Raw genomic sequence first — 12,071 nt, 5'->3', positions numbered from 1 at the left:
TTCAGCACTGCGCCCATGCGGCGACCGGGCTCGCCAGCAGGCTCAACCCGGCCAGTGCCATGGCCAGACGCGGGCGATACGGCAGCAACAGCACCAATGCCAAAGCGCTGAGCATCAGCACTGCGAACCAGTCGACCAGACCGAAACTCCAACCACTGGCCGCGACCGCCGCCCACAGCGAAAGCGCCAGCAACAGCCATCCCGCCACCGCCAGACCCTGACGGCGGCGCGTCGACGGTTTGGCGCCGAGCAACTCGGCATGATGGCGTGGCATCGACAGGCACAACGCGGTGAAGCCGGCATAGGTGAGCAACAGGGCCAGCAGCATCAGTTGGCCCCCTGTTCAACTGTGATCGAGCGAGGCGAAGGACTTGCTTTGCGAACGCTGACGCGGTCCCCCGGACGCTGCATCTTGCGCGCAGCCCAGCCGAGGAAAAGCCCCGTCGCCAGACAAGTCAGATCAAATCCGGCCAGTGCCCAGTCGCGCTGCATCAGGGTCGCGCCAAGATTCCACGGTGTGGTCAGCGCATTGATCAGCGGCACCGCGATAAACAGCGCGGCGCCGAGCGTCAGCTGTTCGATCCACGCCTTGCGTCCCGGACGCAATACCGCGTGCAACAGGCTAAGCCCCCAGGCTATGAAGTACGCATTCACTTCCCAATCGGCCCGCCCCGCCAGACTCACCGGCAACAGTCGATTGGCCAGAAAGAACACCGCCACCGCCGATACCAGGCCGGCCATGCTGGCGATATTCAGCACCTCGACCAAACGCAATTCGAAGGGCATCGCCGCGCTTTTTAGGTGCTTGAGCTGCCGCTTGCCGAGCCAGATCACCAGCCCGGTGCCGATCATTGCCGTACCGGCCAGTCCGCAAAGGAAATACAGCCAGCGCAACAGCGGCCCGGCGAAATGGCCCATGTGCAAACCGTAGAACGCGCCACCCACCACCATCGCCATGGGTTGATCAGGGGTGCTGTTCAGAAGCTGCCCGGTGACGCCATTGAAGGTCACCGCCCGGCCGAAATCATGCACCACCCGATCGCCCGCGCGGGACAGCACCACCGTGGCGCTGGCATCGCCCGGGTTGCTCACCGACAGGCGCGCGGTATGGCCGCCCGACCACTGCTCGCTGGCCTTGGCCAGTAGCGGCGCCATGGCGGTCAGCGGCGCGGAGATATCGGCACGCTCGGGCGTCTTCGAGGCGGGAAAGACTTCGTCGTAGAACTTGCGCACGTCGCTGCCGTAAGAGGCGACGATGCTGGCGGGCATCACCATCGACATGAAAATCACCAGGCTGCTGTAAGTGATCATCAAATGAAACGGCAGCACCAGCACACCCACGGCGTTATGCCCGTCGAGCCAGGAACGCTGGCCCTTGCGCGGGCGGAAGGTGAAGAAGTCCTTGAAGATTTTCTTGTGGGTGATGATGCCGCTGATCAGTGCAACGAACATCACCATCGCGGCGAGGGTCGCCAGCCAGCGCCCCCACGGGTAAGGCATCTGCAACTGGAAGTGGAAACGGTAAAAGAACTCGCCGCCCATGCTTTCGCGGCCCTGCACCTCGGCCCCGGTCTGAGCGTCGAGAGTTCGGGATTCGAAGCGGCCGCGCTCGCCGGGTTTGCCCGGCGCCTGCTGCCAGCGCACCGTCAGACCGGGGTCGCGGGCATCAGGCAAGTCGATCAGCCAGCGCGAGGCACCGGCGGCGTGTTGCTGCAGATAATCTTGCGCCAGCGCCAGGCTCGCTTCGCTGTCGAGCGAATGCGCAGCAATTTCCGGCTGCATCCAGTGGCTGATTTCGTCTTTGAAGTAAGCAAGCGTGCCGGTGAGAAAAATCGCGAACAGCAGCCAGCCGAACACCAGCCCGGCCCAGGTGTGCAGCCAGGCCATCGCCTGGCGGAAACCCTCTTTCATGCCAGCCCCAGTCCGCGCGCGGCACCGGAAACGGTGGCAAGAATCACGCTCGGCACCAGCAGGCCGACCCACGCCGACCACGCGCTGCGGCAGGCAAAGCACCAGAGCACCGCGACCAGATAGACCAGAAAGGACACGGTCATGCCGGTGACCACGGCTTCGGCGCGGTTCAGCGGCAGCCACAACGTCAGGGTGACACTGGCCAGCGCCGCGACCAGATAGCCGCCGAAAATCGCTGCCAGTACCCGCGAAGTGACGGCCAGACGATAGGACATGGGAAGGGTGGCGAGTTTGCCTTTCATGTTTCGACCCTGAAACGAAAAACGTTCGGCCGACAAGCCGAATCTACAGGCGAGCAATATTAATGATAAATATTCTCATACGCAAAAGCATCTGATTGCCGGACACTGTCGCCAGCCTCTACAATGCGAACCGTTCTTGTTCTCTAATGCACGTTCTCTACGCAAGTTTTGCGTCCGGAGTCATTTCGTTGCCGCCCGCCCATCCCGTCGAATCGCTCTACCATGCCCATCACAGTTGGCTCACCGGCTGGTTGCGGCGCAAGCTCGGCTGCCCCGACAGCGCTGCGGATCTGGCCCAGGACACGTTCATCAAGGTGCTGACCGCTCGCGAGCCACCGCTGATCATCGAACCGCGCGCCTTTCTCACCACCCTGGCCAAGCGCGTGCTGTTCAATCATTACCGACGCCAGGATGTGGAACGCGCCTACCTCGAGACGCTGGCGCAGATGCCTGAAATGGTCGTGCCGTCAGAAGAGCACAAAGCGATCATCCTGCAGACGTTGATCGAACTCGATGAGCTGCTCGACGGCTTGCCGCGCCAGGTCAAACGCGCCTTTCTGCTCGCGCAGGTCGATGGTCTGACTTATCCACAGATCGCCGCAGAACTGGGTATTTCGGTGGCCACGGTCAAACGCCATTTGAACAAAGCGGCCATGCGCTGCTATTTCGCTTTATGAATCATGTGCCGGAATTTTCCGCTCAGGTCGCCGAACAGGCGGTGCACTGGCTGCTGGAAATGCAGCAGGGCACGCTCACCCCGCGCCAGCAACAGGCCTGGCAACAATGGCTGGATGCACACAGCGAACACCGCCGGGCGTGGGAACACATGCAACGGGTCAACCAGCGCTTGCGCGGCGTGTCGTCGCCGTTGGCCCACGCCGCGTTGAACGGACCGAAGTCTGGCAGCCGTCGTCAGGCGCTGAAAATGCTGCTGATTCTCGGTGCAGGCTCAGCGGCGACCTGGGGCATGCGCGAGCACACTCCGTTGCCGTCGCTGCTCGCCGATTACCGCACGCCGGTCGGCCAGCGACGCAAGATTGCCTTGGGCGGTGCCGATTCGTTGCAGCTCAATACCGCCAGCTCGGTTGATGTTGATGGTGCGCAGCGGTTGATTCGTCTGCTTGAAGGCGAAATGCTGTTGAGCGCTGCGAATCCGTTCGAAATACGTACGGCACACGGCGTGCTGAAAAGCCAAGGTGCGCGCCTCAATGTGCGGCAGTTTGCCGATCGCACGCAGATCGCGCTGTTTGAAGGAAGAGTCGAACTTATTGCCAACCAGCGTGCGCCCCTGCTGCTGCCGGTCGCGCGGCAGTTGAGTTTTACTGCCAGCTCGGTCAGCGAGGCTAAACCGCTGGACGCCAACAGCGGCGCCTGGACCGACGGCATGCTGGTCGCCGCCCATATGCGCCTCGGCGATTTCCTCGAAGAGCTTGGCCGCTACCGGCGCGGGCAGCTGCGGTGCGACAGTCAGGTTGCCGACCTGCTGATTTCCGGGACGTATCCGCTGGATGACAGCGAGCGGATTCTCGACCTGCTGCAGATCAGTCTGCCGGTGCAAGTGAAGCGCTTTACCCGTTATTGGGTGAGCGTCGAAGCGCGGGTTTAAAAAGCAAGATCAAAAGATCGCAGCCATCGGCAGCTCCTACAGAAAGCTGCGATCTTTTGATTTTAAAAAAAATGAGCCGTTTTTCAGATCTGGCGTGACAGAGAAGGAAAGCCCCCTTGATTCCACCTTCTCAGGATCATCCACATGCAGCCCACCCGCCTTACGCCACTGGCCCGCAGCCTGCGCAATCTTCTGCTCGGCGCCAGCCTGAGTTTCACCGCCCTGCCCGCCGCGATGGGTGCCGAAGCCAAGGTTTATCACATCGCCCCGGCGTCGCTGGAAACCGCGCTCAACCAGTTTGGCCGTGAAGCAGGCGTGCTGATTTCCTTCGGTTCGCAAGTCACCAGCGGTGTGCAGAGCCGTGGTCTGGAAGGCAACTACACCGTGCAACAAGGCCTCGATGCCTTGCTCGAAGGCACCGGCCTGCAAGCCCGCGCCGAGGGTAATAACGCCTTCAGCCTGCAACCGCTGGCTGACGCGGCGCTGGAGCTGGGCACCTCGACCGTAGTCGGCGACTGGCTCGGCGATGCGGCGCAGATCAATGTCTTCGAACACCCCGGCGCGCGTGATGTGATCCGCCGCGAAGAGTTCGAACGCCAGGGCGCGACCCAGGCCCGCGACGTGCTCAACCGCATCCCCGGTGTGAATGCGCCGGAGAACAACGGCACCGGCAGCCACGACATGGCACTGAACTTCGGCATTCGCGGTTTGAATCCGCGCCTGGCCGCACGCTCGACAGTATTGATGGACGGCATCCCGGTGCCGTTCGCGCCGTATGGTCAGCCGCAGCTTTCGTTCGCGCCGATCAGCATGGGCAACATGGATGCCGTGGACGTGGTGCGTGGCGGCGGTGCGGTACGTTACGGCCCGCAGAACGTCGGCGGCGTGGTCAACTTCGTCACCCGGGCGATTCCCGACGAGCCAACGGTCAAGGGAGGTTTGCAGACTGAAACCAGCCCATCGTCGAGCCACGACGGTTTCAAGACCAGCGCCAATCTGCTGGCCGGCGGCACCAACGCCAACGGCCTCGGTGGCGCCTTGCTGTACTCCGGCACCCGTGGTGGTGACTGGCGTGAACACAGCGATACCGAGATCGACGACCTGATCCTCAAGGGCAAGTACCAGCTCGACGACGCCAACAGCTTCAACGCCATGGCCCAGTATTACGAGGGCAAGGCCGACATGCCCGGCGGTCTCAATGTCGCCGATTACGATGCCGATCCGTATCAGTCGACGCGACCGAAAGACCAGTTCTGGGGGCGCCGCACGATGTTCAACTTCGGCTATCGCTATCAGCAAGATCGCCGCGAGTTCACCGCCAACACCTTCTTCACCAAAACCCTGCGCAGCGGTTATCTGGATCAGGGCACGTTTCTTTCGCTGTCGCCTCGCGAGTATTGGGTGCGTGGTCTGGAAACCCGTTTCGCCCAAGGCTTCGACCTCGGTCCGAGCAGCCACGAAGTCGGCGTCGGCTACCGCTACATCAATGAGGCCGGCCACGAACTGCGCTATCGCACGCCGATCAGCGCCAACGAATACCCGACCACCAGCAGCCGCAACGACCGCGACACTCGCGGTGGTACCGAAGCCAATGCGTTCTTCGTCGATGACCGCATCGACATCGGCAAATGGACCATCACCCCGGGCGTGCGCTACGAGATGATCGAGTCGCAGCAGACCAACAACCTGACCAACGTCAAATACAAGGGCGACTACAACACCGCGCTGCCGGCGCTGAACGTGCTCTATCACCTCACCGACAGCTGGAATCTGTATGCCAACACCGAAGGCTCGTTCGGCAGCGTGCAATACAGCCAGATGCCCAATCGCGTGAGCAGCGGCGAGGTGAAACCGGAAAAGGCCCGCACCTGGGAACTCGGCACGCGCTATGACAACGGTGCCCTGCGCGCTGAAATCGGTACGTTCCTGATCAACTTCGACAACCAGTACGAAAGCAACCAGACCAACGACTCGGTGATCGCTCGCGGCGAAACCCGCCATCAGGGCATCGAGACCAGCGTCAATTACGCGCTCGATGACTTGAGTCCGGCGCTGGCCGGTTTCGATGTCTACGCCAGTTATGCCTATGTCGATGCGACCATTCGCGAAGACGGGCCAAACAAAGGCAATCGCGTGCCTTTTTCCTCCAAGCACAAAGGCACGATTGGCGTCGGTTATATCGAAGGGCCATGGAAGCTGAATCTGGACAGCAGCTTCCAGAGCGACCAGTTTGCCGACAACGCCAACACCTCGAAGGAAAGTGCCGATGGCAGCACCGGCAAGATCCCCGGTTACATGCTGTTCAGCAGCCGCGCCGGGTATGACTTCGGACCGCAACTGTCGGATTTGAATGTGGCGGTGGGGGTGAAGAACATCTTCAACACGCAGTACTTCACACGCTCGTTCGATGACAACAACAAGGGCAAGTACGTGGGAGAGCCGCGGACGGTTTATGTGCAGACGTCGGTGGCGTTCTGACCCCACCCCATCGAAGATCAAAAGCCCCTCACCCTAACCCTCTCCCAAAGGGAGAGGGAACTGACCGAGGTGTATTTACGCTTTACGCTCGCCTGCAATATCGAGCCGAACGCTGGACCTGAAAACAACCGGAATCGGCCCCCTCTCCCAGAGGGTGAGGGACTGACCGAGGTGTATTTACGATTTACGCTCGCCTGCAATATCGAGCCGAACGCTGGACCTGAAAACAACCGGAATCGGCCCCCTCTCCCAGAGGGTGAGGGACTGACCGAGGTGTATTTACGATTTGCGCTCGCCTGCAATATCGAGCCGAACGCTGGACTTGAAAACAACCGGAATCGGCCCCCTCTCCCGGAGGGTGAGGGACTGACCGAGGTGTATTTACGATTTACGCTCGCCTGCAATATCGAGCCGAACGCTGGACTTGAAAACAACCGGGATCGGCCCCCTCTCCCAGAGGGTGAGGGACTGACCGAGGTGTATTTACGCTTACGCTCGCCTGCAATATCGAGCCGAACGCTGGACTTGAAAACAACCGGAATCGGCCCCTTCTCCCAGAGGGTGATGGACTGACCGAGGTGTATTTACGATTTACGCTCGCCTGCAATATCGAGCCGAACGCTGGACTTGAAAACAACCGGGATCGGCCCCCTCTCCCAGAGGGTGAGGGACTGACCGAGGTGTATTTACGATTTACGCTCGCCTGCAATATCGAGCCGAACGCTGGACTTGAAAACAACCGGAATCGGCCCCCTCTCCCAGAGGGTGAGGGACTGACCGAGGTGTATTTACGCTTTACGCTCGCCTGCAATATCGAGCCGAACGCTGGACTTGAAAACAACCGGGATCGGCTCCCTCTCCCTCGGGAGAGGGCTGGGGTGAGGGGCTACGGTCTTAAACCCTGCGAGCAATCACCAACACCACAAACAAAAAACGGGCCTGCATCAGCAGGCCCGTTCTCCTTTGGTTACTTGTGAAATCAGCGCATCAACTGTTGATCGCTGCCTGTTCGTTCTCGTCGAATTCTTCCGCCAACAGCTTGTCGTTGGCTTTACCGGTAAATGGCACTACAGCGGCGCGTGGTTTACCTCGCAGTTTGCCGAACAGATGATCCAGTTTGTGCTCGAGTTTCTCGGCAGCACCGTCGATCGCCTGTTCCAGCGAATCGGCTTTGTGGGTCACGGAAATCGGTTGGTGGCCTTTTGGCCGCGCTTCCAGTTGGCAGCGCAAGTCATGGGGACCTGGTTTTTCGCCGTTCTCGTCGCTCAGATGGACTTCGACACGGGTCAGGTCTTCTTCATAACGGTCGAGCGTGCTCTCAATAGTTGTACGTACCCACTCCTCCAGTCGCTTACTGCTTTGAATATGGTTATCGCTGTTGACTTGGATTTGCATAGTTCATCCCTTATTTCAGCTAGCTCGCTGGAGGCCTTGAGTTGAATTTCCTGACCTCCTGGTTACAACAATCGGCCCGAGCGACGAACATTTCAACCCCTGAAAAAAGAAAAATATTCATTCGCAAAAAAAGCCGGACAACCGAGCGAGGCGCTGTTAATGTCGGGAGTTGGGTCGACCCGCTCCGCAGAAAAATCTGCTCACATCTGTTGCTCATTCAGCGGGTGCAGGCTGCGAAAAATCCCCGCCTCCTCCACCAGCCAGTCATGCACAGCGCGCACGCCCGGATGGCTCAACGCCCCCGGCGCATATAGCAGCACGTAGCGTTTATGGTTGGGCACCGACAACCCGAACGGCACAATCAAAGTGCCGCGCTCCAGCTCATCATTGAGCAACGTGCGCCGGGCAATCGCCACGCCCATGCCAGCGATCGCCGCTTCGATGGTCAAGTGATTGCGATTGAACGTGTGGCCGCGCCGCACATCGGCGCCTTCGAAGCCGATCGCATTCAAATAGAACTCCCATTCCGCGTATTCGTAACTGCCACGCCAGGCGGTGATGTCGTGCAGCAACGGGAAATGCACCAGATCCGCGGGCCCGTGCAACGGCGGTCGCCCACGTAACAGGCTCGGCGCGCACACCGGGAAAATCTGCTCGTCGAGCAAGGCTGTGGATAACAATCCGGGGTAACTGCCATCGTTGAGATCGATGGCGAGATCGAAATCGCCTTCGTGCAACGGCACGCTGCTGTCCTCGGCCACCAGGCGCAACTGGATGTCCGGAAAGCGTTGCTGCAAGCGCGGCAGGCGCGGGGTCAGCCACTTGCCGAGAAACGACGGGATCGAACGCAACCGCAGAGTCCCGCTGATCATCCCGGCGTCCAGCCGGCGCAATTCCGCATCGATGCTGCCATAGGCTTCATTGACGGTAATCGCCAGCCGCTGCCCCTGTGCACTCAACTCAACACCCCGCGCGCGCCGATGAAACAGGCGAAAGCCCAGGCGCTCTTCCAATTGGCGGATCTGCTGGCTGACCGCGCCCGGGGTGATGTGCAGCTCTTCGGCACAACGGGTGAAGGACAGGTGCCGCGCGGCACAGGCAAACACCTGCAGCCAGACGTAGGTCTGGGCATGCAATTGACGACTCATTGTTTAGTCCTGCTAAAGGCTGTCTTAGGAGGTTTCGTTGGTCACCTCGAACCGAGGCAGGCAGTATCGCCGACATTGCGCTTGTCCGACAAAAAATGGCAGCGATTCCTACTCCATTGCTTGTAAGGGTTTAGCATGGCTATCAGTGTTTTCGATCTATTCAAAGTGGGCATCGGCCCGTCCAGTTCCCATACCGTCGGTCCGATGCGTGCAGCGGCGACGTTTGCCCAGGCCCTGATCGACCAGCATCTGCTCAATGACGTGCGACGTGTGGAAATTCGTCTGTACGGCTCACTGTCTGCGACCGGCGTTGGCCATGCCACCGATCGCGCGACGGTCATGGGCCTGATGGGCGAGTGGCCGGACAGCATCGATCCTTCGACCATCGATCCACGCATCCAGCAACTGCGCGAAACCGGACAACTGTCCCTCGCCGGTCAACGCTCGATTGCGTTTGACTGGCAGAGCGATCTGCTGCTGCTCGACGACAGCTTGCCCTACCACCCCAACGCCATGTCGCTGAGCGCATTTGGCGAAAGCGCCGAGCTGCTCACGCAAACCTATTACTCGGTGGGCGGCGGTTTCATCGTCGAAGCGGCTGAAGCCGAGTCTGGCGTGGCGCCAGCCAGCGACGTGGTGTTGCCCTACGATTTTTCCAGCGCCGCCGAACTGCTCGCTTTGTGCAAAAAGCACAATCTGCGCGTGTCCGAACTGATGATGGCCAACGAACGCGCCTGGCGCAGCGATGCCGAGATTCGCCAAGGCCTGCTGCACATCTGGTCAGTGATGCGCGAGTGCGTCGAACAAGGTTTGCGCCACGAAGGCATCCTGCCCGGCGGTCTGAAAGTACCGCGCCGCGCGGCGAAACTGCATCGCAGCCTGCTGGAAATCGGCAAACCGAATGTGATCAGTTCGACCCTGTCGGCAATGGAATGGGTCAACCTGTTCGCCCTTGCCGTCAACGAAGAAAACGCGGCCGGTGGGCGCATGGTCACCGCGCCGACCAATGGCGCCGCCGGCATCATTCCGGCCGTTCTGCACTACTACATGAAATTCAATCCGGACGCGTCTGACGATGACGTCGTCGCGTTCTTTCTCGGTGCAGCCGCCGTGGGCATTTTGTGCAAGAAAAACGCCTCCATCTCCGGTGCCGAGGTCGGCTGTCAGGGCGAAGTCGGTTCAGCTTGCGCAATGGCCGCCGCCGGCCTCGCCGACGTCCTCGGCGCGACACCGGAGCAACTGGAGAACGCTGCCGAAATCGGCCTGGAACACAACCTCGGCCTGACCTGCGATCCGGTCGGTGGCCTGGTGCAAGTGCCGTGCATCGAGCGCAATGCCATCGCGGCGGTGAAGGCGATCAACGCCACGCAAATGGCCCTGCGCGGCGACGGCAATCACTTCATTTCCCTCGACCGGGTGATCCGCACCATGCGCGACACCGGCGCCGACATGCACGACAAGTACAAGGAAACCTCGCGGGGCGGGCTGGCGGTGAACTGGGTGGAGTGCTGATCGGCCTGACTGCACTGTCAGCGATCATCCGCTCATTCCTGCCCTGAAAACGCGCCACAAAAAAACGGCGAGCCCCGAGGCTCGCCGTTTTTTTCGCCGTGTTTATTGTTCGACAATTTTTCCGGCATGCGCCTTGCTACATCACCCTTGAGGCAAACGGACATTGCAAACCTCAGCGAACGAGATGCCAGTGGTCTGGTGTTGCGAACCAAATCAGATCATGGCCGGTCAACAACTGCACGTTCAATCAGGCGGTGACGCATCATGGACAACCCATTTCAGATCATTACCGATGCTTTCGCGCCGGACTATCAGATCAATCTGAGCATTCAGGGCCTGGACGGCAGCATCATGCTGACGCTGTCCAACGCGGGGCGCATCGTGGCCAAGCGCATGATCAGCGCCGAACAGCGCAACGATCCCGAGCGTTTGAAGAGGCTGGTGCAAAGCATCCAGTTCGGCATCGCCATCGAACAGGGCCACAGCGCCATGTCGATTCTCGAAGCCATGACCAGCGGCGCCGGGCTGACCCCGCCACCGCCACGCGTCAAGGGCCAGCCGGGCCAGGCGGCGGGCCTTTAAAGCTCGCCCTTCTCCACTTCAGGATGTTCGCTGGAGCCCGTGCCGAGCTTGCGCTGCGGGTTCTCGATCTTCACTGAGGGGAATTGCGACGAAGCGTAACGCACCACCAGGATCGCAAACGCCAGCAGCAGAATGCCGCCGCACAGGTAGATAATGCCCATGTCCGGCGGGTTGTGGTGCGAGACGTTGGAGATCAGCAGGCGCGTCAGTGCAGTGATCGCCACGTAGATCAGGAAGCGCACCGGCATGTGGTTGGTCTTGAAATAAATCCCGACCATCGCGCCCAGTTCCAGATAGATGAACAGCAACAGAATGTCATCGATCTTGATGTGCCCGACTTCGAGCATCCCGAGAAACTCCATCACCGCCGCCCACGCTGTCACCGCACCGATGGCGAACAGCGCCAGATAGTGAAAGGTTTCGACGAACAGGTTGCCCAGGGACTCGGCCAGTTGATGCACGTTACGCCGCAGTTTCTCGGCCCAATTTATTTTCACGATGAGTTTCCTTAGCCCGTTTCGGGCGGATGATGCGTATCGCACGTGACGGTTTTGCGCGCGCGCCTTGTAGCAACGGTTTTCATGCAGGTTCAGGGCCACGCATCATGGCGATCCGCCGCAAATCCCGCGCCGTGGCGTTTGGTCGCAGGCTCGCGGCTTTGCACAATCCCCGTGGGAGCGAGCCTGCTCGCGAATAGCAGCCACACCGTACCCCTGACAAACCCCAAATCCGGTCTACATTGAAAAGCCACTACCCATGGCGCAGGGATTCGCTTATCCTTTTCGCTGTATATGGATACAGTAGTCGTCAAGACAACTTAATGTGAAGGCATGTGAGGTGGTGAATGGCCGTCGAAGTGGTATACCGCAGCAGCCGAGATCTGGAGCGCTTGTTCATGGATAAAGCCGAAGCTGATCGTCATGACAAAATGCTCGAACTGGCCGAATATCTGGCCGATGTGCTGCAAAAAGCCGTTCCGTCCCTGACTGAACAGCAAGTGGAAGAAGCCGGGATCTACATGGCGAAGAATCGCGATGTGTTCGCCAGAGCGTTCAAGAGCCAGCCCGATGCGCTGTCGGAGCTGATCAATGCGCCGGCCGAGCCTGTCGAAAAAGCTGAAGCGGCAGAACCTGATGA

11 protein-coding genes and 1 pseudogene are annotated in these 12,071 nt (G+C 60.2%); 6 read left to right on the top strand and 6 right to left on the bottom strand.

Features of this window, described 5'->3' with window-relative positions:
- Position 1: 1 nt before the first annotated feature.
- Genes AB4N41_RS13400 through AB4N41_RS13390 form a run of 3 tightly spaced genes read right to left on the bottom strand, consistent with a single transcriptional unit; the run spans position 2 to position 2,213 of the window.
- Positions 2-328 carry a DUF3325 domain-containing protein gene (locus tag AB4N41_RS13400; protein WP_252877472.1) on the bottom strand — a complete coding sequence of 109 codons (327 nt, stop codon included), beginning with the start codon at positions 326-328 and terminating at the stop codon, positions 2-4.
- The gene (locus AB4N41_RS13395) at positions 328-1,911 is read right to left on the bottom strand and encodes a PepSY-associated TM helix domain-containing protein (RefSeq protein WP_252877471.1); all 1,584 of its coding nucleotides are present in this window, start codon (positions 1,909-1,911) and stop codon (positions 328-330) included. Before AB4N41_RS13395 ends, AB4N41_RS13400 begins: the two co-directional genes overlap by 1 nt.
- Positions 1,908-2,213: a DUF3649 domain-containing protein gene (locus tag AB4N41_RS13390; RefSeq protein WP_041479671.1), complete on the bottom strand. Its 306-nt coding sequence runs from the start codon at positions 2,211-2,213 to the stop codon at positions 1,908-1,910. Before AB4N41_RS13390 ends, AB4N41_RS13395 begins: the two co-directional genes overlap by 4 nt.
- A 146-nt stretch (positions 2,214-2,359) precedes the next feature.
- Between AB4N41_RS13390 and AB4N41_RS13385 the strand changes: the two genes are divergently transcribed.
- The 3 genes from AB4N41_RS13385 to fecA all read left to right on the top strand — a co-directional run bounded on the left by AB4N41_RS13385 (position 2,360) and on the right by fecA (position 6,297).
- Complete coding sequence (locus AB4N41_RS13385) at positions 2,360-2,890, top strand: sigma-70 family RNA polymerase sigma factor (protein ID WP_252877470.1); 531 nt, start codon at positions 2,360-2,362, stop codon at positions 2,888-2,890.
- Positions 2,887-3,819, top strand: coding sequence for a DUF4880 domain-containing protein (locus AB4N41_RS13380; RefSeq protein WP_252877469.1), 933 nt, complete (start codon positions 2,887-2,889; stop codon positions 3,817-3,819). The genes AB4N41_RS13385 and AB4N41_RS13380 overlap by 4 nt, the downstream gene beginning before the upstream one ends.
- A gap of 144 nt (positions 3,820-3,963) precedes the next feature.
- Positions 3,964-6,297 (top strand): TonB-dependent Fe(3+) dicitrate receptor FecA, encoded by a 2,334-nt coding sequence (gene fecA, locus AB4N41_RS13375; protein ID WP_252877468.1) that lies wholly within the window; start codon positions 3,964-3,966, stop codon positions 6,295-6,297.
- Between the two features lie 987 nt (positions 6,298-7,284).
- Here the strand turns inward: fecA and AB4N41_RS13370 are convergent.
- A complete protein-coding gene (locus AB4N41_RS13370; RefSeq protein ID WP_016771629.1) occupies positions 7,285-7,692 on the bottom strand; it encodes an HPF/RaiA family ribosome-associated protein in 408 nt (135 codons plus the stop codon).
- Between the two features lie 200 nt (positions 7,693-7,892).
- Positions 7,893-8,840 carry a LysR substrate-binding domain-containing protein gene (locus AB4N41_RS13365; RefSeq protein ID WP_016771630.1) on the bottom strand — a complete coding sequence of 316 codons (948 nt, stop codon included), beginning with the start codon at positions 8,838-8,840 and terminating at the stop codon, positions 7,893-7,895.
- Between the two features lie 135 nt (positions 8,841-8,975).
- On the opposite strand from AB4N41_RS13365, the gene AB4N41_RS13360 reads away from it, so the two are divergent.
- The gene (locus AB4N41_RS13360; RefSeq protein ID WP_236169704.1) at positions 8,976-10,352 is read left to right on the top strand and encodes an L-serine ammonia-lyase; all 1,377 of its coding nucleotides are present in this window, start codon (positions 8,976-8,978) and stop codon (positions 10,350-10,352) included.
- 264 nt (positions 10,353-10,616) lie between these two features.
- The gene (locus AB4N41_RS13355; protein ID WP_016771632.1) at positions 10,617-10,934 is read left to right on the top strand and encodes a DUF3509 domain-containing protein; all 318 of its coding nucleotides are present in this window, start codon (positions 10,617-10,619) and stop codon (positions 10,932-10,934) included.
- Here the strand turns inward: AB4N41_RS13355 and AB4N41_RS13350 are convergent.
- Positions 10,931-11,431 (bottom strand): phosphate-starvation-inducible protein PsiE, encoded by a 501-nt coding sequence (locus AB4N41_RS13350; RefSeq protein ID WP_039759287.1) that lies wholly within the window; start codon positions 11,429-11,431, stop codon positions 10,931-10,933. The genes AB4N41_RS13355 and AB4N41_RS13350 overlap by 4 nt on opposite strands.
- 347 nt (positions 11,432-11,778) lie before the next feature.
- Between AB4N41_RS13350 and AB4N41_RS13345 the strand changes: the two are divergent.
- A pseudogene (locus tag AB4N41_RS13345) lies at positions 11,779-12,033 on the top strand (YebG family protein); the annotation flags it as partial.
- Positions 12,034-12,071: the final 38 nt, after the last annotated feature.

The organism is Pseudomonas sp. S2_A10 (assembly GCF_054668465.1).
The sequence above is the reverse complement of the archived record's forward strand: the minus strand, read 5'-3'. Positions and strand labels throughout refer to the sequence as shown.

Coding starts and splice junctions, on each gene's coding strand:
- AB4N41_RS13400 (WP_252877472.1), bottom strand. CDS start 328: ATGCTGCTGGCCCTGTTGCTCACCTATGCCGGCTTCACCGCGTTGTGC.
- AB4N41_RS13395 (WP_252877471.1), bottom strand. CDS start 1,911: ATGAAAGAGGGTTTCCGCCAGGCGATGGCCTGGCTGCACACCTGGGCC.
- AB4N41_RS13390 (WP_041479671.1), bottom strand. CDS start 2,213: ATGAAAGGCAAACTCGCCACCCTTCCCATGTCCTATCGTCTGGCCGTC.
- AB4N41_RS13385 (WP_252877470.1), top strand. CDS start 2,360: ATGCACGTTCTCTACGCAAGTTTTGCGTCCGGAGTCATTTCGTTGCCG.
- AB4N41_RS13380 (WP_252877469.1), top strand. CDS start 2,887: ATGAATCATGTGCCGGAATTTTCCGCTCAGGTCGCCGAACAGGCGGTG.
- fecA (WP_252877468.1), top strand. CDS start 3,964: ATGCAGCCCACCCGCCTTACGCCACTGGCCCGCAGCCTGCGCAATCTT.
- AB4N41_RS13370 (WP_016771629.1), bottom strand. CDS start 7,692: ATGCAAATCCAAGTCAACAGCGATAACCATATTCAAAGCAGTAAGCGA.
- AB4N41_RS13365 (WP_016771630.1), bottom strand. CDS start 8,840: ATGAGTCGTCAATTGCATGCCCAGACCTACGTCTGGCTGCAGGTGTTT.
- AB4N41_RS13360 (WP_236169704.1), top strand. CDS start 8,976: ATGGCTATCAGTGTTTTCGATCTATTCAAAGTGGGCATCGGCCCGTCC.
- AB4N41_RS13355 (WP_016771632.1), top strand. CDS start 10,617: ATGGACAACCCATTTCAGATCATTACCGATGCTTTCGCGCCGGACTAT.